The sequence below is a fragment of the Gimesia aquarii genome, from assembly GCF_007748175.1.
In the GTDB taxonomy this organism is placed as follows: Bacteria; Planctomycetota; Planctomycetia; order Planctomycetales; family Planctomycetaceae; genus Gimesia; species Gimesia aquarii_A.
In genome coordinates this window covers 7,147,655-7,172,373 of record NZ_CP037422.1, presented here as the reverse complement: position 1 = coordinate 7,172,373, position 24,719 = coordinate 7,147,655, and the positions used below count along the sequence as shown (strand labels likewise).

The following is a 24,719-nucleotide window of genomic DNA, read 5'->3' as shown; positions in this document are numbered from 1 at the left end:
TTTGAACATATCTACGTTTTCTGACCCAAAAAACGAAATAATTATGCTTCTGCGCCTCTTAATAAATGTTCTCCTGACTGGTCTGGTTTAGTTAGGAGGGCGGGAGTGAGTTTAAAATCAATCGAATGTGCCAGATGCTGAGCCTTTCGCAAGATAATTTGTCGTTTTTGCACATCGATCGTCCGTTCGTCCTGCATCTCGCCCAGCAGAACAGTCACTGTCTCGCGCGTACTGCCAATGATACTGGCCAGTTCCTGATGAGAAAGTTTGATATTGATTAGAACCCCTTGTGGGGTAAAACGGCCATATTTTTCAGCTAAGTCGAGTAATAAGTGAGTGAGTCGATCACGATTTGAGCGAAACAGTAACGATTTTAATCTTTGCTCGACGCGTTGACGTCGCAGCCCCATCAGTTTTGTTACACCCAGAGAGACACCGGCATGTTGTTCCATCAGATCCTGAATGACCTGTCCGGGAATACGAAGAATTGTGGATTTCAGCATTGCTTCAGCATATTCTTCGCGTTCGCCACCCCCCAGGATGGCTAATTCTCCGAAGAGTTCTCCAGGTTCAATCAACGCCAGAAGTGCCTGTTTTCCTTCACCTGTAATATGATAGAGCTTGATTCTCCCGGTAAGTACGAGGAACACTGAATCGCTACTTTCGGTCGGGAGATACACCAGATTTCCTCGACCGAACTGCCGTACGGAAGAGTGCCTTTCGACATCCGCGATTTGATCCTGGCTCAGCCGTTCAAACAAATCACAGTTCTTCAAGTACCAGAAATTTTTGTCCATACAGCTGAACCTTATCCATATTCCAGAGAAGAAGAATATGAGGTGGCAAGTATTATGTAGTCGGTTGCAACAAATCGAATGCTTGAATGTATTAATAGTACCAAGTGGGATGATAATAATATAGAGGTTCCGAAGTCCATTTGAGAACCCCCATCTCAGGAAATCATCGAATTTTTCCTCTTAAGTGATTGCAGGTAAACCGATTTCGTGCCATATGACTTAATTGAAAATGATCATTTTTCTAGAAGCTCAGTCACTACTTTCCGAGGAGCACCTATGTCCAGAACAGAGATCGTTCCCGTGTATTGCTTCGAGTCTGGTAGAGCGAATCCCTTTTTTTCAGCTACAAACGTTGCAGTATGATTAGCGACGACACAATCTCCCAATGGCAATCCTGAATCACAGTCGAGACCAGAAGGAAGGTCTACCGCTAACTTGTTTCCCTGAGATTGGTTCATAATCTGGATCGCGGTTGTAAATGGCGGGCGAATTGTACCTTGAATGCCGGTTCCTAACAGTGCATCTACGATCCAATCTGCTTCTTCTAGAAATGTCCGAAATTCTTCAGGGTAATCTAAGTTGGGATCACAGTGGATTACTAAACCCATCCTTAAAGCCACTTGATAATTTATCGCAGCATCTCCCTTAAGTTGTTCGGGGTCTGCCAATAGATAAATTTGCACGGGAATACCAGCATTATCCAAATGTCGGGCAATGACAAACCCATCACCGCCATTATTGCCTTTACCAGCACAAATTTTGACGGGTCCTTTTACTTTCAGTGATACGAGCAGTTCAAACACGCCTCGCCCGGCGTTTTCCATGAGTGCAATTCCGGGCAGACCAAATTCTTCGACCGTACGTTGGTCTACACTCCGAACTGCTTTCCGGCTTAGTCGTTCATAATGGGCCATTTTTATTCTCGTTTTGTGAATTCGGGGTATGCAAATAGAGTTAAAAATAGTAAAAAATCGCTCAAAGTAATTTTATAAACAGTGGTTACGGGGTTTTCACCTGATGGAATTTAAATTACGATCTTACATGATGCGGGCATGTTTTCCCGATCTCTTTTCAAAATAGGAAATTCTTAGCCTCCAATAGGATACTTCTGGAGAGTCAGCTGTGATAGATGAATATTCTAACCGATGGGCTCTGGTCACGGGCGCTTCATCAGGGATTGGTTTGGAATTTGCGCACCGACTGGCTGCACGAGGTATGCACTTGGTCCTGACGGCACGTCGCGAGGAGCATCTGGAAAACCTGGCCTCAGAATTATTAACTCGTCACGGAACAAAGACTGAAGTCATCACATTAGATCTCTCTGAGCAGGAAGCTCCTCAGAAGCTATACGATGAGGTCAAGCGGCGTGGCGTCGAGATTGAATTGCTGATTAATAATGCCGGGTTTAGTGTGGTTTCTGATGTTGCCTCTACCGACGCCAAACGAGTGATGCAAATGGTGCGGCTGAATGTGGGAGCATTGACCGAACTGACGTATCTTTATTTGCCTGAAATGATGGAACGCGGGCATGGCGCCATCATCAATATTGCCTCAGTAGCTGCTTTTCAACCAGTGGCCTACATGTCATCATATGCAGCCAGCAAAAGTTACGTATTGCATTTTAGTGAAGGATTATGGGCGGAAGCACGCGACAAAGGAGTGACAGTCACTGCCCTGTGTCCGGGAACGACGCAAACCGAATTTTTTGATGTCGCCGGCGTTGAAGGATGGCTGAAAAAACACCGATTCCAGACTGTGGAACAAGTAGTCAAAACAGGTCTGAAAGCGGTTGAAAAAAAGCGGCAATACGCGGTTTCTGGTTGGGGTAATTATTTCTTATCGTTGTTGGTGCGGATCGCGACTCGTAGGACAGTGGTAGTCGAGTCGATGAAATATTTCCGTCCACAGCCACAAAAAGACAAGAAATAGGGCACAAAAGAACACTTTCTATTGTGCTTCAAATTGAGTTTGCCCTCTGCGATCCGCTTTTTTAGCTGATTTTGTTTTGAACAGAGCTCAGCAAGTTGACGATCTAACGCAAATCGCAGTATAACTGTCGTTCCCATATTTGGAATTTCGAAGAAGGTATATAGATGGCTTCAAAAGCAAAAATTGAAAAGCAAAAGAGAAACGCAAAACTCGTTGCAAAATATGCTGCACAACGCGAAGAGTTGATCGCCAAAGGCGATTACGCTGGACTAGCGAAACTACCTCGTAATTCCAGCAAAACACGTCTTCGTCGTTTATGCCAATTAACGGGCCGTCCCCGTGGTAACTATCGTAAGTTCCAGATCTCTCGTATCGCATTACGAGACATGGCTTTAGATGGTCTGATTCCAGGCATGAAGAAATCAAGCTGGTAGTATCAACAGATTGAAGGTTGGTCTTCGATTTAAGCCAGTACTTTACAAAATAGCGTCGCCCCAATTTGGGTGTCCCCTGTCACGACGCATGAAATAGGAAAAAACAAAATGTCGGTCGGTTTATCTAGAAAAGAAATTGTCAAACGACGGAAAAAACGAGCACGCCTGAAAAAGAAGCTCAAATGTCGGTTCTGTCCGGATGGAAATATTCCGCGTCCTGTTTATGTCGATTATAAGGATCTGAGAACATTGCGTTCCCTTCTGGATCGTGAAGGACGCATTTTACCTCGCCGTCGTACTGGTACCTCTGCTCTTTATCAACGAGCCGTTCGCCGTGCTGTCTTGAGAGCCCGCTTTATCGGTTTGCTGTCGCACGTTTCCGAGGACTAAGCGGCATAGCATAAATCCTGAATTCATATTAAAAAGGCTCTGGATAATATCCAGAGCCTTTTTAATTTCCTTAAAGAAGCACGAGTTCAGAGTTCTTTCGAGAGAGACTGATGGAATGATGAAGTAGAAGTTGTAATTCCAGAAGACGTTTACCAGTTGAGTCCAGTCGGGAAGGAGTCGGTTTGAAATGCATCTAACAGATCATAATCCGATTTGTCTTTTTGATCCAAAGTGGCTTCGGCACAAGATTCTTCTGTTTCCCAGATTACAACTTTCACAGCCTGCACCCCTAATTCGCCTAACAGATTAGGACAGACTTCATCGAGTAAATACTTCGCCATGTTTTCCGCAGTTGGATTGTAAGGAAGTACAAAATATTTGGTAGGTTCCACCATGCGGATGGCTTTCAGGCCATTTTCGTCTTCGATATTGAGTAGAAATCCATGATCCCAGTTTTCATCAATCCAGCCCTTCAGCAGGGATTTGAGATGCGCAAAGTCGATAATTCGTCCCACGGCATCAGTTTCCGGGCCGGTCACATAAAAGTCTGCGACATAATTATGGCCATGAAAAAATTGACATTTCCCTTCATGGCGAAATAATCGGTGTCCTGCATTAAACTTGACCCGACGCATAATTGTCATACCCATAATATCAACTCGTCCTCTTAATTGGCTTTCTCGATAATGCTTCTAAAAACTTGCTCTCTAACTCAGTAGGAATTTCATACCCTGCGTCATGATGGTGTCTACCTTTGGATCACAAAAGGCAACGCTCACTTCATAGCCGCCCGCGGGGTATTCTTCTGCGATCGGAATATACCATGGCCCGCCATCACCATAAGCGGCAGTCGCGATGAATTGATCGGGCTGCATGCTTTGAGCGCGTAACTGGTATTCGATGAAGCTTTCTGCTGGTAAATGAAGCGTTTTGATGTCATTCATTTGCAGAGAACTTAATGTAATCGGAACCTTCTTCTCAACGCGTTCGAGCCAGGCTAGAGTAAAAGAAGGCCGATTTCGATTTACGACTCGATTGGCCTTATTCGAAATCCTCTTCTTTAACTCAGCTGCCTGATAAGTGTTTCTTACCGGTGGTAGAATATCATGTGATTTCCAGGAAACCTGCCCGATGGGTTCGGGCTTTAATTGTTTCTCAGATGCAATCATACCATCATAAATCCGACGTGCCAGAATTTTACGCATTTCGTGAGAGCCGTCATTGTATTTACCAGCTGACACATTGCCTGCACATCCCGTGAAATAAATGTGAGTGCAACCTGGCTCTTCTTCTTGCCGTTGCTTGCGGGCGATGCCGGTGAAGTCACTGCTGACACGTCCATCGCCATAATAACTCATGGGATGCGTTGCATAATAATGACAGGAAACCAGCTTTTTATCTTTATTGTAAAAGGCGATTGTTTTCAGCCAGGGATCAATGATTCCTTCTGTCATGCTTCGAAGTGATTCATCCTTACAACTACTTCCCCGCATACGTTTAATTTTTCCATTCTTGTCCCGGTCAATACGACGGTTGGATGCGACTTTTTCGACTTTACTTTGGCTATGTGCGATGTGTGTCACAGCTTCTGCTTTGGGAAGCGCTGCTGCCACTGCTTTACGGGCTCTCTCCAGACAAGAATTGAAAAAATCCAGTTCGATAACATGTGGCAAATCGCCTTGTTCGAGCACGATCTGCTCGGTATTCAAGCATGCAAATGGAGCATTATGCTGATGGACACATTGTACGGCGACTCGATCGATGGTTGTGCCAGCTGCGTCTGCTAATGCTTTCCGCCAGGCGATATGAGCATCATTTAACAGACCTGTCCAGTCAACCGCACAAACGACGATTGGCTTACCAGCACCCAGTAAAACATATCCAATTGCTTCCAGCGAATCATCATAGCCAACTACCGGCTTAATCCAGCCACCACACAGTGAATGACCTTTCGGAGGTGAAACATCAAAGCGAAATGGAGCAAGGTGCAGATTTGGATTCGCAGACGTTTCTTCATTGTTTGCGAAAGACCACTCACTGAGAGAAAACGTACTACCCGTAGCAGCCAAAGAAGCTGCAAGGAAATCGCGTCGACTGAAATTACTCATGATTCACCTTCAGTTGTATTTACACAGCTTACAGTTTCGTTGGGTTCGGAGCGTCTCCATAGACCTCTTTGGGATCAAATACTTTTTCCGTTTCGGTGAATTGGAGTCCGAGGCCTTTCTCATTCATTTCTTCGCTTACCGGAACACGACGATAAAAGCAGGACCGATAACCTACGTGACAACTGGCGCCCCCTTGAACATCGACTCGTAACCAGATGGTATCCTGGTCATCATCAATCAGAAGCGCTTTCACTTTTTGAACGAGCCCACTCGTGGCACCTTTGTGCCAGAGCACTTGACGGCTTCGGCTCCAATAGACGGCTTCCCCCAATTCGATCGTTTTCTTGAGCGCTTCCTCATTCATATAGGCGTGCATCAACAATTCACCAGAACTAAAATCTGTGGTCACGACAGGAATCAAACCGTCCTGATCAAACTTAGGGGCCAGTTCTGTTCCTTCTTCAACCTGCTCGACTGAAGTCCGTTCAGCGAATTGAATACCATCTGACATGTTTCTCTTACCTCACTTCAATGCAATCTTTATCTAATCTGTGGAGAAGTTCCCCACTTAATACTTTTTATATGGGACTTGAAACTCTAAATGAATCGACCAAATATCGATCTTCTCAGGAAAAGCAATGCGGCTGAGTACATCATAATCAAAGCTTGATGTCAGACACATGATCTGAGGCGTTCTTCAAGCGGAAATCGGGAGATTTCCTGCTCTTAAAATGGTAAACCTAATGGTGTGGCAGGTCAGTAGTTTCAGAGGAGATTTTGAGAGGATTCATAGAATAATCGTCTTTTAGGATAAAAACAGTATACATGCGCAATCTTCAAACAAACTATTAACCGAGTTGTGAGAGAATGTGTAATTTATTACTAGAGAGGATTTTTGCTCTAAAAAGTTCGCGGAATATATCACGAAAGAATTAAAGCTTGATTACGCTGAATAAATCTGAGACATGCGTAAAATTTTCTCTTTTACAAGTTTGCGAAAGGGACGAGGTGAAATAACCTCAGCTTGATCTCCAAAACTCAATACCCAATCGGAAATGCAGTCCAGGCTGTCAACTTGCGCACGAAGTTCAATCGTGCCTCCCTTCAGCTTCTTGATCTCTTGCGATTGATCCCAGCAAACCAGGGAAACTTTTTCACCGGCATTACGTTCAAAGTGAATTTTAACCGATTGCAATTTGCGAGAATGTTTTATGGGGTTCCATGACTTACCAAGGTAACGATTAAGATTAAAACGAGATGGCTTTTTAAATGTTTCATCCAATAGTTCTGATTTTACAATCGTCTGAAGCGGAAATACTTTTATTCCTCTATCAATAGAAGATCGTCCTACAACATACCACTGTTGATTGGAATATAATATATGAAACGGGCTCAACATCGTAGAGATGGTTTTCTGTTCTTTAGGACAAGCATGTTGGATGCGAACATTTCTTTTTTCTATTGCTGCTTTGAACAGATTTTTGTGATGAATTACATTACGTATATGTGGATTTGTAGAAGGGAACCAGATGGAGATCAGTTGTGCTGCGTCGATGACATCTTCACGCAATTGATCTGGCAAGCTACTCAAAACTTTAGTAGACGCTGATCTTGCAAATTGGTGAATCGGAAGTCCGACAATAGTTTTATCAAGGTTCTGGCATAAAACGAGTAATGCGAGAACTTCCTCAAAGGTCAAATCTTTGAAGGGAACGATTGTCCGCCACGGAAGAGAGTATCCTTGCCTTTCTTCGTCATACAGGACATAGATACCTGACTCTTGTAATGTACTTAGATCTCGAAATACCGTCCTGCGACTGACTTCACATTCGGTAGCGAGTTGTGCAGAGTTATAAACTCGCCCCGACTGTAACAAAGCGATCAGCTTTAGGAGACGATGAATTCGTCCAGCTACCATAGATTATCTTTTGAATGCTTTTCCACAAGCCTGATTAGTGGCGGGTTTTCAAACCCGAATACTCAGGTTGAGTTGCACTTGTAGTACCACGATTCATCATAATTGCGGTAACAAGTGATGCAAACCAACACTTGGAAATAACAATCGATGGAGATGGGCATCGATACGAGCGTATTGTGAGCGAAAATGAGCAGCAGTAGGCTTTTCACTCACAAGCTTTGTCTAAATCTAGCTCGTACTTACGACAAAGAGTCTCAGAAATCAAAATCGATTTTAAAAAAAATGAATGAGTAATTCGCTAACCTGCGAAGGCTGTATTATCGGAATAACATGAGTATTGTCCGAGGTGCTTTCATTCCACAAAATTCGAGGCAGGTAATAATTCAAGCTCTTCTATTTGTTCAGTATCTGAAGTTGAAGCTTCATGTTCCGTTGCTGAAACTGGTGTTATGTCATCTAGGGTTTGCGTCTCGTCTGAGCCAAGTATGTACTCGACTGTTCTTTCTGTATCGGATAAAACAAATGGATTTCTTACGTCAATATCAGAACTTTCTAAATGGGCCGCTGGTTCATTTGCCTCTGGAACCGGTGGTGCATAATCGGGAGACGTTTCTGGTTCTGGAACAGGTAAAACGCTTGGCGTCAGGCCATCTTGTTGCTCCATCATCTCTGCTTCTCCCTCATTGGTGGGCATTAAGCCAACTTCGCCCACATACCCTGCCGCAACAAACGGTTCTGGTTTGCTACGCAGTTTATGAGCTTCGATACCATGAGTTCTGGCCCAGGCTCGTCTGATTGCCTGCTGATATGCTACTGGTGACCACTCTCCTTCCATCAAATGGATATTGTTGTGCTTCAGCAAGGTTCCTTTCCATTTGTAGAGGTTTTTAATGGCTACATTGTAAGCGACCAGCGATCGATAATATTCTGTTTCGGCGGCTGCTAGACTGGATTGAGCACGTAACAAGGTATCGAGTGTAGTGGTTCCTGCCTGGACTTCTGCGTCAAATAGTTCGGTTCGTCTTCTAGCTGCACGCCAACGATTGAAATTCGATTGCGCTGTAGCGTAGTTTTTAGCCAGATCCTGGAAGGTAATCGCCAGTTCCTGACTGACGTCCATTTCCTGCGCTTGTAACACACTACGTGCTTTCGAGATTCGAAACTCCAGGTTTTCAACTTGAGCATGAGCTGACCGAAAACCAAGTGGAACACTGAATTCCCAGCCGATCGTCCAGCTATCCTGATCGTTTTGCATCAATGTTCCATAGGCGCTATGTAAGCCTTGAGCGGTAATGCCATCTGTGTTTCTCTGACTCAGCAGTCTATCGCCGAATGCATTCACTTGATAACTGGATACGAGATCCAGTCGCGGTCGGGTCAGGCTGGTAGCAGCTAAACGCTGAAATTCGAGACTTTTAATATTCCATTTTTGTCTTCGAAGTTCAACTCGATGCACCAGCGCCTCAGTCAGACACATACTCCAGTCTGGTGTAAACTCGGCTGAAACAGGGTCATCAATCGGACGAATGATTTTACCATCATTAACGGGTAGTCCAACAAGTCGACGGAAACGGCTTTCAGCGGTATAAATATCACTCCGTGTTGACTGGACTAAAGACTGAGTTTCAAACAAACGATCTTTGGCTTGTGCTTCGTCAGCTGGTTTGAAGTTCCTGGTACCACCGGCTTCTAGCTTTGCATGTGCCTCGCGCCAACTACGTAATGCAGAATTACGGGCCACGACTTGTGTATCATACAATCGATAAGCCAGATAAAGTTGCCAATAGCTCTCTTCAATATCTGAGACCAGGTTGCGAACGTTTCTCTCGAAATCCGCGAGTACTAAATCGTTGTTGATACGTGCGATGACGACCCCCTGGCTAACACCGGTAATGCCAGTGAATCCAGAGCCAATCGGACCTGCAATGCGGGTGTAATCAACCCCGGCTCCTGCCAGGAATGGTTGACGATAGGAAGCACCAAAGTTGCCAGTATAGTTGGAAGGGAATAATTGGCTCGTCGCATTACTACCCTGGTAATTCCAGTTATGATTGATGGAAAATTGTCCGCCGTTTGCAAATGTTTTGGAAAGACCAGATTGAAATTGTCCCGTTTCCTGAGTCAAAGTACCGCCCGGAACTCCACCAAAAAACGGGCTGTTTTGAACCTGTTCTGAGCGGCCCCATAACATATTTGCCGTGAAAGTAGTATCAAAGGCAGAAAGGGCTGCTTCAACGCCACGCGAACCACCCAATAGCACATTGGTTTCCTGAATGGATGGGTCGTAAACAGATGGAGTTCCATCCGGATTATTCAGTAGCCCGTTTCCGTTTGTCCCCAGCGTACCAGCGACACGGATGACTTCACTATTCGACAGACCCAAGTGGATCGCGTCCATCAATGGTAAATCCCAAATTTCATCCTGCGAACGATCTGCCAACGTACGTGGTTTGCCAGAAAACGTAATTTCTTCTGGCGTTTCCTCGAACACAGCCGGATATTCGATTTTTGTGGCGACATCTTCATAATATTGAAGTTCTTTGTCACCGAGGTAATGCAGATCCGTATCGGTACCGAGGCCATGACAACCAACCAATTGGCTGGTAATCAGACAACCACAGAAAAATTGGTGTAACTTCTGACGAAGGTTCATGTATCCATCCTTAAAGACATGAACGTCGATTATGGTTACAAAGTGTTTTTTCATAACCACTTAGGGTTCATAATCGATAGTAATTCTGGGAGAATTCACCAATGCGCGCTGACAACCAATTTTGTATGTGAAACAATGGTTCGGAGCACAAGCTGCCCGTTTGGTAAAATCACTATTTTCGGTATCGGCTGTTTAATCGTTACAACTTGACTTTTTTGACGATTGGTCAAAATTCAAATGTTTTTGTGTGTTTGGCCCGAACTCTGTGTAAGGCTTTCCCAGCATTTTCTTTAGTAGAATGACTTCTCCCGCATCATTCTGTTCAATAAAGTGACCTAAAAACTGTAAAGCGTATCCCGCAAAGAACGCGATTCCGGCCAAAACCCACTGGTTGGCTAATCCAAATCCAATCAATCCTCCGAATGTCAGCGGAACTCCAATCATATGCAGGATTTGATTGAGCCTGTTTTGGTGTCTGAGAAAATAATTGCTGAAAAAGCGTTGAATCATCTGAATTCATCCGATTGGCTTGAAAAGTAAGTACCGTTCATCGCGTATAGTTGAAAAGCGATTTCTGTTTTGATACGGTCACAGCTTGCTTGTGCACTGTCTATTCAGTATCAACCAGTGTGGCCTTTGGTTTCAAGAGTCAGCATACTCCTTTCGGTTTGCTACACGAACTTGAGTTCCCGGTTACATGCCCTTTTTTATCAGAAGTATTTGAGGAAACGATGTATAAAGTCACATTAATTCCGGGAGATGGAGTTGGTCCGGAAATTGCCGAAGCAACACGTAAGTGTGTTGATGCTACTGGCGTGAAAATCGACTGGGACCTTCAGGAATGTGGAATCGAAGTGATAGAGGCTGAAGGTAGCGTCCCTGATCGAGTCATGGAATCTATTCGGGCTAACAAAGTCGCCTTGAAAGCACCTATTACGACTCCGATCGGAAAAGGCTTCCGCAGTGTCAATGTATTTCTGCGACAAGAGTTGGGCTTATATGCCTGCATTCGTCCTTGCAAAACTTACAAAGGGGTGCGGACTTACTTTTCTGAATCTAATGTCGATTTGGTCGTCGTTCGTGAAAATACCGAAGATTTGTACGCGGGTGTTGAATTTCAAGCAGGTGAAGAAAAGACGGCCGCACTAATCAACACGATTAACGAATATGCAACCGGTAAAAAAATTAATACTCCTGTTAATGAGACGGGTGTAAGTATCAAGCCGATGTCGTATCAGGGAACTCGCGATATCTGTAATTACGCATTTAAATATGCTGTCGATAACAAGCGCAAAGCAGTTACTTCAATCTGTAAAGCCAACATTATGAAATTTACAGATGGTCTGTGGTATGACGAAACACGTGCGGTCGCCAAGGCCTACGGTGCCAAATTTGAGTGGGAAGATCTCGCTGAAGGTGTTGAGCCTGACGCAAAACTGGCAGGCCAAGTACCGGACTGTGGTGGCAGTATTGAATACAACGAACGCCTGATTGACAACATGTGCATGCAACTTGTGCAAAAACCAGAGTTATATGATGTACTTGTCACTTCTAATTTGTATGGCGATATTCTGAGCGACTTGTGTGCTGGTCTGGTCGGTGGTTTGGGTGTTGCCCCTGGTTCGAATATTGGGCCTGAGTCGGCTATCTTCGAAGCTACACACGGTTCTGCTCCCAAATACAAAGGACAGAATAAAGTCAATCCCGTTGCCTTGATTCTATCTGGAAAGATGATGCTCGATTATCTGGGTGAACACGATGCGGCAACCAAGCTGGATCAGGCTGTTGCCGATGTGATTGCTGAAGGTAAAGATGTGACTTATGATCTCAAGGACGATCGAAATGATCCTACAGCCGTTGGAACTCAAGAGATGGCTGACGCGATCTGTCGTAAAATGCAATAATCTATTTGCATTTGTTTTATCAAATTGATAACTGCGATTCGACATACTAAAAGTGCCTCGAATCGCAGTTTTTTTGTGCTAGATACACAATAGTAATTTACGTAATCTGTTTATAAATATTTGTAAGAATTGGTTAATCAATATATAAAATTGGTGAAGAGATCAATCAATTTTGATACGATGAAGGCACTTATCCCACCTAAATTGATCCTACTACAGGAGCCTTCCTCATGACGAACCATTTTCTTTCTCGCCGTGAATTGTTGAAAATGAGTGCGGCAACATTTGCTGGTGCTGCCGGTCTGAATTGGCAAAAGCTCGCTTCCGAAGCAGCTGAATCAAGGCGTCCTCAGGTAGCTGCCATTTATACCGAATTTTTTTACATTTCTCATGCCTATCACATTTTGCATCCCTTTTTAGGGCCGTATCTTTTTAATGGGAAGTTGCTACAACCACAGTGTGATGTCGTTTCTTTTTATGGTGATCAGTTTACAGATCGAGATCTTTCGCGGGGTGTTGCAAAAAAATATAATATTCCGATTTATAAGACAATTCGTGAAGCATTATGCCTAGGAGGCAAGGAGTTAGCGGTCGATGCTGTTCTCTCTATCGGTGAGCATGGTACTTATCCTGATACAAAATATGGTCAGACTATGTATCCCCGAAAACGTTTTTTCGATGAGATCGTCGATGTGATGAAACAATCGAAACGATTTGTACCTGTTTTCAGTGATAAACATTATTCTTATCGTTGGGATTGGGCGCGCGAGATGTATGACACCTCTCAAAAATATGAGTTTCCGATGATGGTTGGTAGCTCGGTTCCTCTGGCAGTACGAACCATTCCATTGGAAATACCTTATGGTACGGAATTAGAAGATGCAGTCTCAATTCATGGCGGACCCATTGAAAAATATGATATTCATGGGTTAGAAGTTTTGCAGTCAATGGTGGAATTTCGCAAAGGGGGAGAGACTGGAGTTTCATCTGTTCAATTTTTGAAGGGAGATGAATTGATCAAGGCGGGCCGTGAAGGACGTTGGTCAATGAAGCTCGCTGAGGCAGCGATGCAGGCGGAGCTAGGAAGTAAGAAGCGGTCTCTCTTTGATAGGGTTGGGAAAGAGGGTACGTCAGAGCCTCATGGAATCCTATTGGAATATAAAGATGGTTTTCGTGCGACGATGCTTAAGATTGGTTCAAATGGCGTTCGCTGGAATTTTGCTTGTCGTGTGAAAGGTGAATCAAAGCCCAAGGCGACTACGTTTTTCCCTGGTCCCTGGGGAAATCGCAATCTGTTCCGGGCATTTTCAAACGCGATTCAATATTTGTTCGTGCATAAGAAGGAACCATATCCCTGCGAAAGAACATTATTGATGACTGGAGTGTTGGATGCTGCCATGCATTCCTATTTCGAAAAAGGACAAGCGAAGATGAAAACTCCACAATTAGAGTTTTCATATAAACCTAAGAATTTTAATCAATTCCGCGAAATGGGTGCTTCGTGGAACGTCATTACAAAAGATATGCCTATGCCTCGCGATTTTGTTGAGTCTGATCCTCAACCCAAATAAGCGTAGGTTTCTGCTCCAGATCAACTACGACACTTCTTGAAAAGGAGCATGACACAATTTCCTAACTCAAGTTACTTGCAGGAAGATCCTAAATTCAGGATAGTAAACAGGTAGCTGGCCTTTCGTTTTTCGTTCCCTGATCCTACCTGAGAGTAAATGTCAATAAGATGAAATATGTTCTCGTAATCCCAGATGGTTGTGCGGATGAGCCACAAGAAACATTAGGTGGCAAGACGCCTTTGCAGGCGGCCCAGGTTTCCCATATGGATGCCATTGTTTCTCAAGGGATTCTCGGGAGAACTGATACCGTGCCTGCATCAATGCCCTCCGGCAGTGATGTGGGAACAATGAGTCTTTTTGGATACGATCCTCTGACTTATCATACTGGTCGCGCTCCTCTTGAAGCGGCCGCACAGGGAATCGAGTTAGGCGCTCATGACTGGGCCATCCGTTGTAATTTTGTCACGATTGCTGAGGGGAACATGGCGAGTTTCACAGCATCTCAACTTCCCAATGATGTTGGTGAAGAATTAGTTGGTTTGCTTCAAGAGGAAACTGCCGATGATCTGCAATGGGAATTTCATCAAGGCGTCAGCTATCGCAATTTATTGATCTATCGAGGGCAGAGTGGAGATGATCCCCCTTTTGATTCAGGGACACTCACAGTACCTCCTCATGATTTAACCGACCAACCAATTCAGCATGACCTTCCCTCAGGCAGAGGAAGTGAGTTAATGCTCGACCTGATGGAACGCAGCAAGAAACTGTTTTCAAAATCATCAAAAAATCAAAATCGATCTGACAAACAACCAGCGGCAACGCAGATCTGGTTATGGGGACAGGGAAGCAGACCTGCGCTCAAACCCTTTCATGAACAATTCGGTAAAACAGGGGCCGTGATCACAGCAGTAGATTTGTTGAGAGGTTTGGGGCGTTTACTCGGCTGGGAAGTAATCGAAGTCGAAGGGGCCACTGGTTATACTGATACCGATTACGCAGCTAAAGGCCGTGCTGCAATGGAAACTCTGAAGAAGACAGATTTTGTCGTCGTGCATGTAGAGGCCACAGATGAAGCTTCGCATGAAGGTGAGGTACAGGAAAAAATCAAAGCCCTGGAAATGATCGATGAGCACATCGTAGGGCCTGTGCATGATTACTTAAAAAAGCAAGGCGAGTACCGTTTCTTAGTTTGCCCTGATCATCCCACATTTTTGAGAACGAAAACTCATAGCCATGGCTATGTGCCTTTTGGAATTTGTGGCACGCATGTACGTCCCGATCAGGCTACCAGTTATGATGAAGTTGCGGCGGGAAAGAGCAATTTACTGCTTCCCAAAGGCCATCAACTCATGCCCTTCTTTTTTGGGACATTGACGAACTAGCCTGAATTCGATGCAGGCTAGCTCTCTTTACTTCAGTAAATCCGATTTCTTACAAAGGCCAGTCGCGGAGAATTCGTTCTACCTCTTCTGCGTGGCCACTTTCATCTCGAACCATATCTTCCAATTGAACGGCCATGCCTTTATCACCGAACTCCTCTGCTTCTTTAGCACGTTGGGTATAACCTACGGTTGCCGCTTGTTCTGCCGCTAACACGGCTTCCAGCATTTCTCGATTGGTGTGTGCTTCGGCAACTTTTGTGGGAACGGTCGTTGGTTCCCCACCTAATGCTACGATTTTGTTAGCCAGATATTGGGCGTGTAATTGTTCGTCGGGTACTTCTGCCAGGAAAAACTGTGTCAATTGTGGTCGATAAGGTCCCGTTGCTTTCGCAGCATATGTAGTATATTGAATGATCGCTGAAAGCTCGTTTGCTAAATCCTGATTCAGATGAGTGATCATCGCTTGCTTGTCCATGTTTCGCTCCTGAAGAATGAATTGGCTGGATCATCTAGTGATCCTCTCACCAATGGGTTGGGTATTACTTTTATAGAATAGCACTCACACTTTGCAACTATATGCGAATGAAGGCGAAATGAAAATACCTTGGTGTTCTGTGCTAATTAAAAGAATTTCGGTAATGAGGGGAACGCCTGAATTGTTGAACCTGTCAGGATTAAGAGTAATTGAAATTGCCATTATTCGGAGAAATAAGTCATCTGATTCAACTTTTGAGATTCAAATTCGGGGTTCTTTTCTTGATGGTCATGGACTATGATTGTCAATAGCCCCTAATTTTGGCTATTTTGTTAAATTGCGTTGTGTTGTATTTTTGGTAGAGAATTGGGAGATTTAAGTGTCAAACTGGGTTGAACCTCTGGGAATGAGGATTCTCATTCGTAAAGATGAGAGTCGACATACTACGCGCGGGGGTATTGTACTTCCCGATAAGGCAGAAATTCCGAATATTACCGGTCGTGTTGTTGAAATCAGCGTGCAGATCGAGCGGGATGATGACTTTCCAATTAAGAAGTACGATAAAGTGCTTTTCAACCCGAGTGATGCGATTCCCGTGGATTTCGAACCGGACAATGTTTTATTCGTTGTGCCTATCGAAGATGTCGTTGCTGTATTCCGGCGTGGCGAATCGAAAATCGATGAAATCCGGTCAGCTGAAGAAATGGACGCAGATGATCCAGAAGAATGGGACGACTAAATGGTGGTCGAAAGCGTCCTGTTCACAGGCTATTCATTTCATTTTACAGCCTTAATTTCTTCGACCAGACTTGAGCGTTGATAGCCTGTTGGAATGGTATCCAGATTTCGATAGGCGACCAGTTCCGCGACAATACTCAGCGCAATTTCCGGAACAGTCTGGGAGCCAATGTCAAAACCAAGTGGAGCATGAACTTTCGCAAGTGCCTCACGGGGTGTGCCGGTTCGTAGCAAGTCTTCAAAGATCAGTTTTACTTTTCGCTTGCTGCCGATCATACCGATGTAACGCGCTGGTGACTCTGCTAAATGTCCCAAGGCTTCTTCGTCATGATTATGACCACGGGTGACGATGATGATAAACGTATCCCTGGTGATGGAAAGATCTGAAAGAGCCGTATCAAAGTTGCCAACAATTAACTGTTTTGCAGTGGGGAATCGTTCGACATTACAATATTCCTGACGATCATCGGCGGCAATAATTTCGAATCCGACATCGCTGGCCAATTCTGCCACTTTCTGACCAATATGACCACAGCCCACGATCACAAGCTCACATGTCTGATGGAAGGTAAGATATGCAATACCCGCTTTAAGATAGGGTCGAGGTCGATTCTGAATCGGCTTCAAACTCATTAGTAATTGAGCCGGCGGTTCTTGCTGACCACGTTGGGCAATAATTTTTGAGTTCGCATCTATCAGAAAGCGATCTGTTTCACTTCCGCCTTCTGCTGATTCAGGGCTAATCACAATTGCTTCGGTGCAACCCTGATCACTTGCCAACAGTTGAGCCATGGATTGGAAGTAACATAAATCTTCTTCAGTATTGATCGGATCGACGAGAACTTTCATCCGCCCTCCACAAATCAGTCCGTCATCCCAGCCATAATCACTGTCGAGTTGAAATGTCATAATTTCAGGTGTAGCAGCATCGATCAATCTTAATGCGCGGCGTTTCACTTCCGCTTCCACGCAACCGCCCCCGAGAGTTCCGATTTGAGAGCCATCTCGAAAGATGAGCATAGCGGCTCCCGGTTTTTGTGGAGTGGATCCGCGGGTTTCAACCAGACAGGTATAACAAACGGGTTTCTTTTGCTGGACTGCTTTTTCCAGTTCGACTAACAAATCACGCATGGTCGTTTACTTTGATCGATTATTTAAAGTGTATCTAATAGACTACGGGCAGCTTGAAGTTCGCGCGTCAATCCGTCGACCAGACCCAGCTTCTGATCACCAGGTAAGACTTCCCAGGTGTACGTTTCAACTTCCAGATGTGGTGCGTAGTCGAGCTCTTTCACAGTTGCTAAAGCGTGCTTCAATTCCTGGTAGGTGGTTCCTAATGGCCCGAGTGTTTGGGCGTCAATGGGGACATGAAAATGAACCCGGAGCTTTTCCGTTTCCTTAATACGTGGATCTGGTGCCAGTAAAAACTTCTTCGTGAGATCCACGATCCGATAAAGATCGCCTGATGCTAAGTTTCCGATTGTCTGATGTAGATAACGGGGTTCAGCGTATTCTGCAAGCTGAGTGCGACCAGCCTCATTTTCCCACGGATTCACAAGTTCGATGGCATTCGAAATATGAATTTTATTGATCCGGATCTCAGCGTGTGTGATTTGCCGAATCGAACCGGGTATATCTTCAAACTCAACAGCCTGATGACAAATGTCGTAACAGGCTCCCAGAAATTCTTTTACTATTCCCAGCAATTGTTTTGCCGCAGCCCGTTGATAAAGCCGTTCGAAGAAGACAATCAACTCGTGTGTAAATTCAATAACACAAAATGGCTCTGGTTCAATTGCCAGCCGAATCGTTTTACCTGTTTCTTCTTTCAGCTGTTTCAGATAGATTGCCAGTTCGATTAATTGTTCGATGCATGTGTCACCAAAATCAGCGGCATGCTCAAACTGTTTGAATCCTAAAGGGACTGTGGAGATACTACCTTCTGCACCATCGGGTAGTAATGCGGAGAGTACTCGGGCACAGCCTTTCGTATATTCGAGTCGCTCTGGCTGAGACCAGTCGGGTAAATAAACATTTTCTTTAACGCGATCATTGTGAAAATTTCCATAGGGAAATGCATTCAGTGTGTAACAGATTAGATTTCTTTTCCGAACCTCTTCGGCAAAATGGATGTGCCCTGTATCAGTTACCAGAATCTCCTGAATCACCGGTTCAGCCAGCCAGAGTCCGGCAGCAAGTGGCGCTGCATACTGTTCTTGAATGGGAACCGTAAATTCATCGAGCTTTTGCAAAATCTCCGCAACAGTTAATCCTGGATGCACGTTGGTGCAATAACTCAATGGCAGAGAACTTAGCGTCATGGAACTTCCTCAGAGGCGATTCAGGTTGGCAGTCAATAGAAAAAAATGTGAAGCAGAGACTTCTCATCTAATACTATCATAACTAAGTCTAACCAGCGGACTACCTCCCAACAGAATACGCTGGTGAGATTGTGGTTTTGGGATGATTTTTCTGTCAAATACAACTTGTGTTAACTTGTAAGTTTAGCGACGATAACGGTTAGCATCTTGTATGAAAACAGACAAAAAGTGAGTTTCTCACAAACTCTGGCAGAAACTTTCTGGTATGCTGAGTGTTTAGTCATTGTGGAAAATTCACCCTGAAACACGGGAGTCTGCAGTCAATCGTGGTTACGACTCAAATCTTCAATTCGCCTTATTTGCGAGATCCTGACGTGCAATTGATGTTACGCGCTAAGGAAGGCGATGAAGGTGCGTTCACTGAATTAGTTGCTAATTACCAGGATCGAATCGTAGGGATTTTTTGTCATTTACTGGGAAATCAGGAAGCGGCAGAAGATTTGGCTCAAGAAGTATTTTTACGTATTTATCGCTCACGAGCGAATTATCAAGCCAAGGCGAAATTTTCAACATGGTTATTTCGGATTGCCAATAATCTGGCTAGTAATTCACGTAGAAATAAAGGACGACGCAAAGAGGTCAATCTGAATCCACAAGACTCCGGTCCACTTGGGATCAGACCGGAAGAGCAGTTACTAGTGGAAAAGTCAGGATTAATGCCGACTCGACAGATCGGTTTGAAGGAAACACAAGCCATTGTACGTGAGGCATTGGGAACATTGAATGAACGCCAGCAAATGGCAGTGTTATTACACAAGTTTGAAGGAATGAGTTACGCTGATATTGGAGCAGCCATGAAGCTATCAGAAGCGGCTGTGAAATCACTGTTATCTCGTGCCCGAGAAAATTTACGCGTTCAACTCGAAAAGCATATTTGTAGTTAAATAAAAAAACAAAAATCGTTGTAGAGTCTCACAATGAAAAAAGAGAGCAAAGAACAAGAACTCGAAAAGCTGGTTGCTTATCTCGATGGAGAGGTGAGTGATCAGGAAGCGATCGAGGTCGAGCAATCTCTCTCAACTGATGAAAAGACACGCGCTCATGTGGATGGTCTGGAGCGCACCTGGGAATTGTTAGACAAACTACCGATTACCAAAGCATCTGATGAATTTACGAACAAAACTCTCTCGACGATCAAAACTGTTCAGTTGGAAGCACAAGCGAATGAATCACAGGATCGATCTGGTCTGGGATTGAGTAAGCAATCGCAACAGCAGATTTGGAAAGTGGTGGTCGCGGGTGGCTGGATGATCGGTCTGGCATGTTCCATATTCCTCGGATACGTTTTTACAAACCAGTGGCTGCCTGACGAGTCAGAGCCTCTACTCAAGGAATTGTCATTTATTGAAAACCTTGATACCTACTCTGAAGTGCAAAGCCTGGAATTTCTGAAAGATTTGCAGCAATCGGGAACATTTGATGAAACCGCGCAGCAGCAAAAATAATCGGAGGCGGTCCAAAGAACCCTCTCAATCTGCAAGCCGGCAACCGGCTTTGTGGTCTCGGTCGTTGCGCGCTGTTGGTTTTGGAATTGGGACCGTTATCTGTGTAATGGTTCTGTTGGGAGCCAGTGGTCAGAATGAAGACCAGGAAACAGAAAATCGCAAGAAAATAGAAGCGATGACGCCAGCAGAGCGTGCACAATTAAAACGCAATTATGAAAAATTCCAAAAACTCTCTGCGAAAGAAAAGCAGAGATTTCGAGAGCTTCATAGTGCAACACGCAGCCAGCCAGAACTAAATCGTGTCATGCGCTCTTATTGCGATTGGGTCAAAACATTAACGCCTTGGGAACAGGAAGACTTGCGAAACGAAACTGACCCGAAAGAACGACTGAAACTGATCCGTAAATTTCGTTCTCAACAGATCGACCCCAAACGCCGAAGTGACCTCCGTAGTTACATTGCAATGTCCAAATTCTTGAATCTCGATTCGCGAGACCCCCGCCGTATGGGGTTGATGTGGGTTCAGCCACCGCCACCCGAGTTGTTTGAGGAAGTGATCGGTATTATCGATCAAAATTTAACTGGAGCTGAGAAAAAGCCTAAGGTGAAAAAACAGTCAACCGATTTTGCATATTCTGTAGCTGTCTTAGAAAGGACGCTGCGATTAAAACATCAAAAGGGGGATTCAGGCGGTGTTGAGTGGTCCCACCCGGAAGTCTTAAACCAAATTCATCAGTTATTTGAAGCCCATCATTATTCTATCCGTGATCCTAAGTTACAACATGGATTCAAACTTCAACTCCGCGGAAATCGAAATGATCTGCGTAAAACTCAGGTTTCGCTCTTTTTAATTAGAGGGCTGACAGACCAATTATTTAGTTTGGTGAAGCAGGAGCTGACGCAACATAATCCTGCTGATGAAGAATTACATAAGTTCTTTGAGAATCTAGATGCCAAGAGTAAAGATAGTTTGATGAAGTACCCGCCAGACGAAATGCAGGAAAAACTAAAGTATATGTTCCTGCAGAAACATTTTTCGGAAGAAATCAGAAAAAAATTAAACCGTCAGCTTGTGGAATTCAAAAACCTGCGTGCTCAATTATTTCGAGGTATCGACTTAAAGCCGTTCATGTTTGAAAGCCGAATACGGCATGGAGTGAAAGGCCACGTGCCGGATACAAAAGACGGCCGAAATAAAGGTCCCAAAGGGGGTGGAGATCGCACTTTCCGTGGTCGGAAACCAGAACGAAGACCAGGAGTTCAGAGGCGAGACAGGCCTGATGCTTGATAATCAGGCCGAAATGCTGTCTCATAGATTCTGTACCAAGATCAGAATCTCACATTTCAGCCAAATATTTCTACGCATCTTTTGATGTAAAGAAGTTTCACGGCTGGGATTTTCCATTGAAACAGGAGCAATCCCATGTTGCGTTCACTTATCTCAGCATGCCTGATGACAGGGCTTATGTTGTTTACTTCAACAGACTTCAGTATTGTTGAGGCCAAAGAACCAGCGCCTTTGAAAACGCTTGATAAAAGCGAGATTCCCCAAAGTATGCAGGGCCTGCCCTTGCTGTTTCATGAGAATTTTGAGGCTGGAAACTCAAAACATTGGGAACCGACGGATGACAAAGCCTGGAAAATCATCCATCAGGGAGACAATCACGCCTTTAGTCTCATTAAGAAAAAAAGTAATTATGAGCCACCGGTTCGCTCGCCTTATAATCGCGCCTTATTGAAAAACATATCAGTCAGCGATTTTATTTTCGATGTCAAATTGCAATCTACGATTCCCGATTATGGACACCGGTCACTGTGCCTGTTTTTTGGATACCAGGATGACGCACATTTTTATTATGTGCATTTCGGTAAGAAGATGGATGATCATGCCAACCAGATTTTTATCGTTAATAATAAACCGCGTACCAAAATTTCCACAAAAACAACACCTGGTACCAACTGGGATGATGAGTGGCACCACGCACGTGTTGTGCGCAATACGGAATCTGGCTCGATCAAAATCTATTTTGATAATATGAAAGAGCCGGTTATGACAGCCAACGACAAAACTTTTTTATCGGGTCGAGTCGGGATTGGCTCATTTGACGATACAGGTAACTTTGATGAGATTCTCCTGTTCGGTAAGAAAGTAAAGTAGTAACGGATTCTTACCAGAGTTCTTGCTAAGTCCTGCCAACTTCTTTTCATCAACATAGGAATAAACGATGCGATTCCTGTCCTCCTTATGCCTCGTAAGTTTGTTTATTAGTTTTCCTTCCTTAGTTTCGGCTCAGACTCTGGAGTTTCCCGAAGTCTTACCGGGAACAACTAACTTGAAACTAACTATGCCTCTCGACGTACATATGGTCGCGGGTATTGATCGTTATGCTCTAAAAGCATTGGCCATGTCTCCGGAACTACGTCCACAAAAATGGAACTATGATTTTGGCAGCCATGCTGCTTATATTGAAAGTATCAAGGAGAATCGAAAGCGATTCAAAACAATTATTGGTGTCGTTGATCCTCGTGTTGCCGGCCCCGGTTTTGAGTTATTGACGACCACAGAGAACCAGTCTGTCATTGCAGAATGTCCTCAATTTAAAGTCCACGTTGTAGAGTGGCAGGTATTAGAGGGCATGACAGCTGCAGGACTATTATTACAACCAACGGGACAGATCAAGGCGCGCGTGGTCGCTTTACCCGATGCAGATTGGACTCCGGAGATGTTTATCGGTTTGAAGCCGGGTGTTCCCGAGTCCGCTCAGATTCCTTTGAAACTTGCTGCCTCAGGAGTGCAGGTGTTGATTCCGACTCTCATTAGTCGGGAGTCCGGATTTTCGGGACATCCGAAAGTTTTTTTTACGAATCAGCCACATCGTGAATACATCTATCGTATGGCGTTTGAAATGGGGCGTCATATCATTGGCTATGAAGTGCAGAAAGTCATGGCTGCCGTAGACCAGTTTGAACGATTGAACAAAAAAGATCAGCGAATTTTACCGATCGGAGTAGTAGGTGTCGGCGAAGGAGGACTGTTGGCTCTATTTAGTGGAGCCTCTGACCATCGAATCAATTCCACTTGGGTTGCGGGCTACTTTCAAAGGAGGGAAGATGTTTGGCAGGAGCCCATTTATCGTAATGTCTGGAGTCAGTTAACCGAATTTGGCGATGCAGAAATCGCTTCAATGATTGCTCCGCGTGCCTGTGTGATCGAAGCATGCTCTGTGCCTACAGTCGATGGCCCCCCTCGAGCGAAATCGGGCAGAAGAGCTTCGGCTGCACCCGGCGTGATCAAGATCGCGGCTCCTGAATCCGTACGTGCTGAATACCAACGCGTAGCCCCGGTATTTGATCAATTAGGTCTCAAGGAGAATCTTTCACTTGTGTTAAATGGTGATGGGACCAATCCTGCGGGTTCAGACAAAGCGCGTCAACAGTTCCTATCTGGCTTAAGAGTCAGAATGAATAAAAAACGTCTACCGGCTGTCGAATTACAATTGGTTGCCAATGGAGTCGTGGTTGATCCCAGTTCAAGACAAGAGCAGCAGTTTGATGAAATGAATGAGTTTACCCAGGAGTTGCTGAATAAGTCGTCTCGCTATCGTGATGAAGAATGGCAGCCTGGCAACTATAAATCGGTTGAACTTTGGGAAAAAGTATCTGATGGTCTGCGAACGAAAGTTTATAACGAATTGATTGGCCGACTTCCCGAACCTGAGAAATCAGTTCCCTTGAATGTCCGGTCACGTAAGGTGATTGATCACGAACAATATCAGGGATACGAAGTCATGCTGGATGTAATGCCGGACATTGTAGCCGGTGGAATTTTATTGATCCCTTCCGACATGAAACCGGGAGAAAAACGTCCGGTGATTGTCTGCCAGCATGGTTTAGAAGGCACACCCATGGATACGATTGATCCAAAATCTAAAGGGTTTCGTGCTTACAAAGCATTTAGTGAGCAGTTGGTGAAGCTGGGTTTAATCGTCTATGCACCGCAGAATCCGTACCGTGGCCGAGACCGCTTTCGTACTTTGCAGCGTAAATCGAACCCGATGAAGCGGTCACTTTACAGCTACATCATCCCACAGCATGAGCGTACCTTGGATTGGCTCGATTCACTTTCTTTTGTAGATGGAAATCGTATTGGTTTCTACGGCCTTTCCTACGGAGGTAAGACGGCAGTGCGGGTCCCTCCTTTTGTGAAAAAATATGTCTTTTCGATTTGCTCAGGTGACTTCAACGAATGGGTGCGAAAAAATGCGGACAGTGCCCATCGTTATAGTTATGTGTTTCACGGTGAGTATGAAATTTTCGAATGGAATATGGGGCATGTTGCCAATTATGCAGAGTTATCTTATTTAATGGCACCACGTCCTTTCATGGTTGAACGGGGCCATAATGATGGTGTAGCCCCCGACGAATGGGTCGCTGCAGAATACGCAAAAGTACGACGGTTTTACGTGCAAATGGGGATTGGGGACAGGACTGAAATTGAATATTTCGATGGACCACATACCATTAATGGGAAAGACACATTTGCCTTTATTCTTCGAAACTTGAATTGGTCTCCACCAAAAAATAAGTGATATCC

General features: G+C 44.6%; 23 protein-coding genes. 12 read left to right on the top strand and 11 right to left on the bottom strand.

Annotated elements, in window-relative coordinates:
- Positions 1-41 precede the first annotated feature (41 nt).
- Positions 42-797 carry a Crp/Fnr family transcriptional regulator gene (locus tag V202x_RS27070; RefSeq protein WP_145180183.1) on the bottom strand — a complete coding sequence of 252 codons (756 nt, stop codon included), beginning with the start codon at positions 795-797 and terminating at the stop codon, positions 42-44.
- A gap of 233 nt (positions 798-1,030) precedes the next feature.
- Complete coding sequence (locus V202x_RS27065) at positions 1,031-1,711, bottom strand: NAD(P)H-hydrate epimerase (protein WP_145180181.1); 681 nt, start codon at positions 1,709-1,711, stop codon at positions 1,031-1,033.
- A 208-nt stretch (positions 1,712-1,919) separates the two neighbouring features.
- Here V202x_RS27065 and V202x_RS27060 point away from each other — a divergent pair, with 208 nt between their 5' ends.
- The 3 genes from V202x_RS27060 to rpsR all read left to right on the top strand — a co-directional run bounded on the left by V202x_RS27060 (position 1,920) and on the right by rpsR (position 3,550).
- Entirely contained in the window at positions 1,920-2,726 is an 807-nt protein-coding gene (locus V202x_RS27060; RefSeq protein ID WP_145180179.1) for an SDR family NAD(P)-dependent oxidoreductase, read from the top strand.
- Positions 2,727-2,890: 164 nt separating this feature from the next.
- Entirely contained in the window at positions 2,891-3,160 is a 270-nt protein-coding gene (gene rpsN / locus V202x_RS27055) for a 30S ribosomal protein S14 (protein WP_144990500.1), read from the top strand.
- A 108-nt stretch (positions 3,161-3,268) separates the two neighbouring features.
- The gene (gene rpsR, locus V202x_RS27050; RefSeq protein WP_144990498.1) at positions 3,269-3,550 is read left to right on the top strand and encodes a 30S ribosomal protein S18; all 282 of its coding nucleotides are present in this window, start codon (positions 3,269-3,271) and stop codon (positions 3,548-3,550) included.
- A gap of 149 nt (positions 3,551-3,699) precedes the next feature.
- Here the strand turns inward: rpsR and V202x_RS27045 are convergent, their stop codons facing one another.
- The 6 genes from V202x_RS27045 to V202x_RS27020 form a co-directional block, all read right to left on the bottom strand.
- Positions 3,700-4,200 carry a 6-pyruvoyl trahydropterin synthase family protein gene (locus tag V202x_RS27045; protein ID WP_145180177.1) on the bottom strand — a complete coding sequence of 167 codons (501 nt, stop codon included), beginning with the start codon at positions 4,198-4,200 and terminating at the stop codon, positions 3,700-3,702.
- A 57-nt stretch (positions 4,201-4,257) separates the two neighbouring features.
- Entirely contained in the window at positions 4,258-5,658 is a 1,401-nt protein-coding gene (locus V202x_RS27040; protein ID WP_145180175.1) for a hypothetical protein, read from the bottom strand.
- Positions 5,659-5,686: 28 nt separating this feature from the next.
- Positions 5,687-6,169: a phosphoribosyl-AMP cyclohydrolase gene (gene hisI / locus V202x_RS27035; RefSeq protein WP_144990492.1), complete on the bottom strand. Its 483-nt coding sequence runs from the start codon at positions 6,167-6,169 to the stop codon at positions 5,687-5,689.
- Between the two features lie 432 nt (positions 6,170-6,601).
- The gene (locus tag V202x_RS27030; RefSeq protein WP_145180173.1) at positions 6,602-7,576 is read right to left on the bottom strand and encodes a helix-turn-helix transcriptional regulator; all 975 of its coding nucleotides are present in this window, start codon (positions 7,574-7,576) and stop codon (positions 6,602-6,604) included.
- Positions 7,577-7,928: 352 nt separating this feature from the next.
- Positions 7,929-10,229 (bottom strand): TolC family protein, encoded by a 2,301-nt coding sequence (locus tag V202x_RS27025; protein WP_197993125.1) that lies wholly within the window; start codon positions 10,227-10,229, stop codon positions 7,929-7,931.
- Between the two features lie 192 nt (positions 10,230-10,421).
- Positions 10,422-10,739 carry an Mpo1-like protein gene (locus V202x_RS27020; protein WP_145180169.1) on the bottom strand — a complete coding sequence of 106 codons (318 nt, stop codon included), beginning with the start codon at positions 10,737-10,739 and terminating at the stop codon, positions 10,422-10,424.
- Positions 10,740-10,960: 221 nt separating this feature from the next.
- Between V202x_RS27020 and V202x_RS27015 the strand changes: the two genes are divergently transcribed.
- From V202x_RS27015 to V202x_RS27005, 3 genes are all read left to right on the top strand, one after another.
- Positions 10,961-12,133 (top strand): isocitrate/isopropylmalate dehydrogenase family protein, encoded by a 1,173-nt coding sequence (locus V202x_RS27015; RefSeq protein ID WP_145180167.1) that lies wholly within the window; start codon positions 10,961-10,963, stop codon positions 12,131-12,133.
- Positions 12,134-12,363: 230 nt separating this feature from the next.
- On the top strand, positions 12,364-13,704 hold the full coding sequence (locus V202x_RS27010) for a hypothetical protein (protein WP_145180165.1): 1,341 nt from the start codon (positions 12,364-12,366) through the stop codon (positions 13,702-13,704).
- 167 nt (positions 13,705-13,871) lie between these two features.
- Complete coding sequence (locus tag V202x_RS27005) at positions 13,872-15,086, top strand: cofactor-independent phosphoglycerate mutase (protein ID WP_145180163.1); 1,215 nt, start codon at positions 13,872-13,874, stop codon at positions 15,084-15,086.
- 49 nt (positions 15,087-15,135) lie between these two features.
- On the opposite strand, the gene V202x_RS27000 is transcribed toward V202x_RS27005, so the two are convergent.
- Complete coding sequence (locus V202x_RS27000) at positions 15,136-15,561, bottom strand: bacterioferritin (RefSeq protein ID WP_144990478.1); 426 nt, start codon at positions 15,559-15,561, stop codon at positions 15,136-15,138.
- A gap of 379 nt (positions 15,562-15,940) precedes the next feature.
- Between V202x_RS27000 and V202x_RS26995 the strand changes: the two genes are divergently transcribed.
- Positions 15,941-16,300, top strand: a complete 360-nt coding sequence (locus V202x_RS26995) for a co-chaperone GroES (RefSeq protein ID WP_197993124.1) — start codon at positions 15,941-15,943, stop codon at positions 16,298-16,300.
- 38 nt (positions 16,301-16,338) lie between these two features.
- On the opposite strand, the gene V202x_RS26990 is transcribed toward V202x_RS26995, so the two are convergent.
- Together V202x_RS26990 and eboE are read right to left on the bottom strand one after the other, a co-directional pair.
- Entirely contained in the window at positions 16,339-17,430 is a 1,092-nt protein-coding gene (locus V202x_RS26990; protein ID WP_145180161.1) for an XdhC family protein, read from the bottom strand.
- Positions 17,431-17,453: 23 nt separating this feature from the next.
- On the bottom strand, positions 17,454-18,620 hold the full coding sequence (eboE, locus tag V202x_RS26985) for a metabolite traffic protein EboE (protein ID WP_145180159.1): 1,167 nt from the start codon (positions 18,618-18,620) through the stop codon (positions 17,454-17,456).
- A 326-nt stretch (positions 18,621-18,946) separates the two neighbouring features.
- Here eboE and V202x_RS26980 point away from each other — a divergent pair, with 326 nt between their 5' ends.
- The 5 genes from V202x_RS26980 to V202x_RS26960 all read left to right on the top strand — a co-directional run bounded on the left by V202x_RS26980 (position 18,947) and on the right by V202x_RS26960 (position 24,714).
- On the top strand, positions 18,947-19,564 hold the full coding sequence (locus V202x_RS26980; protein ID WP_232098736.1) for an RNA polymerase sigma factor: 618 nt from the start codon (positions 18,947-18,949) through the stop codon (positions 19,562-19,564).
- A 33-nt stretch (positions 19,565-19,597) separates the two neighbouring features.
- Positions 19,598-20,125, top strand: a complete 528-nt coding sequence (locus tag V202x_RS26975; protein WP_145180157.1) for an anti-sigma factor family protein — start codon at positions 19,598-19,600, stop codon at positions 20,123-20,125.
- Complete coding sequence (locus tag V202x_RS26970; protein WP_145180155.1) at positions 20,100-21,413, top strand: hypothetical protein; 1,314 nt, start codon at positions 20,100-20,102, stop codon at positions 21,411-21,413. Before V202x_RS26975 ends, V202x_RS26970 begins: the two co-directional genes overlap by 26 nt.
- 135 nt (positions 21,414-21,548) lie before the next feature.
- Complete coding sequence (locus V202x_RS26965) at positions 21,549-22,283, top strand: hypothetical protein (RefSeq protein WP_145180154.1); 735 nt, start codon at positions 21,549-21,551, stop codon at positions 22,281-22,283.
- A 67-nt stretch (positions 22,284-22,350) separates the two neighbouring features.
- Positions 22,351-24,714 (top strand): alpha/beta hydrolase family protein, encoded by a 2,364-nt coding sequence (locus V202x_RS26960; protein WP_145180152.1) that lies wholly within the window; start codon positions 22,351-22,353, stop codon positions 24,712-24,714.
- Positions 24,715-24,719 lie beyond the last annotated feature (5 nt).

Excerpts from the sequence above, each read along its gene's own strand:
- V202x_RS27070 (WP_145180183.1), bottom strand. The coding sequence starts at position 797 with ATGGACAAAAATTTCTGGTACTTGAAGAACTGTGATTTGTTTGAACGG.
- V202x_RS27065 (WP_145180181.1), bottom strand. The coding sequence starts at position 1,711 with ATGGCCCATTATGAACGACTAAGCCGGAAAGCAGTTCGGAGTGTAGAC.
- rpsN (WP_144990500.1), top strand. The coding sequence starts at position 2,891 with ATGGCTTCAAAAGCAAAAATTGAAAAGCAAAAGAGAAACGCAAAACTC.
- rpsR (WP_144990498.1), top strand. The coding sequence starts at position 3,269 with ATGTCGGTCGGTTTATCTAGAAAAGAAATTGTCAAACGACGGAAAAAA.
- V202x_RS27045 (WP_145180177.1), bottom strand. The coding sequence starts at position 4,200 with ATGGGTATGACAATTATGCGTCGGGTCAAGTTTAATGCAGGACACCGA.
- V202x_RS27040 (WP_145180175.1), bottom strand. The coding sequence starts at position 5,658 with ATGAGTAATTTCAGTCGACGCGATTTCCTTGCAGCTTCTTTGGCTGCT.
- hisI (WP_144990492.1), bottom strand. The coding sequence starts at position 6,169 with ATGTCAGATGGTATTCAATTCGCTGAACGGACTTCAGTCGAGCAGGTT.
- V202x_RS27030 (WP_145180173.1), bottom strand. The coding sequence starts at position 7,576 with ATGGTAGCTGGACGAATTCATCGTCTCCTAAAGCTGATCGCTTTGTTA.
- V202x_RS27025 (WP_197993125.1), bottom strand. The coding sequence starts at position 10,229 with ATGAACCTTCGTCAGAAGTTACACCAATTTTTCTGTGGTTGTCTGATT.
- V202x_RS27020 (WP_145180169.1), bottom strand. The coding sequence starts at position 10,739 with ATGATTCAACGCTTTTTCAGCAATTATTTTCTCAGACACCAAAACAGG.
- V202x_RS27015 (WP_145180167.1), top strand. The coding sequence starts at position 10,961 with ATGTATAAAGTCACATTAATTCCGGGAGATGGAGTTGGTCCGGAAATT.
- V202x_RS27010 (WP_145180165.1), top strand. The coding sequence starts at position 12,364 with ATGACGAACCATTTTCTTTCTCGCCGTGAATTGTTGAAAATGAGTGCG.
- V202x_RS27005 (WP_145180163.1), top strand. The coding sequence starts at position 13,872 with ATGAAATATGTTCTCGTAATCCCAGATGGTTGTGCGGATGAGCCACAA.
- V202x_RS27000 (WP_144990478.1), bottom strand. The coding sequence starts at position 15,561 with ATGGACAAGCAAGCGATGATCACTCATCTGAATCAGGATTTAGCAAAC.
- V202x_RS26990 (WP_145180161.1), bottom strand. The coding sequence starts at position 17,430 with ATGCGTGATTTGTTAGTCGAACTGGAAAAAGCAGTCCAGCAAAAGAAA.
- eboE (WP_145180159.1), bottom strand. The coding sequence starts at position 18,620 with ATGACGCTAAGTTCTCTGCCATTGAGTTATTGCACCAACGTGCATCCA.
- V202x_RS26975 (WP_145180157.1), top strand. The coding sequence starts at position 19,598 with ATGAAAAAAGAGAGCAAAGAACAAGAACTCGAAAAGCTGGTTGCTTAT.
- V202x_RS26970 (WP_145180155.1), top strand. The coding sequence starts at position 20,100 with ATGAAACCGCGCAGCAGCAAAAATAATCGGAGGCGGTCCAAAGAACCC.
- V202x_RS26965 (WP_145180154.1), top strand. The coding sequence starts at position 21,549 with ATGTTGCGTTCACTTATCTCAGCATGCCTGATGACAGGGCTTATGTTG.
- V202x_RS26960 (WP_145180152.1), top strand. The coding sequence starts at position 22,351 with ATGCGATTCCTGTCCTCCTTATGCCTCGTAAGTTTGTTTATTAGTTTT.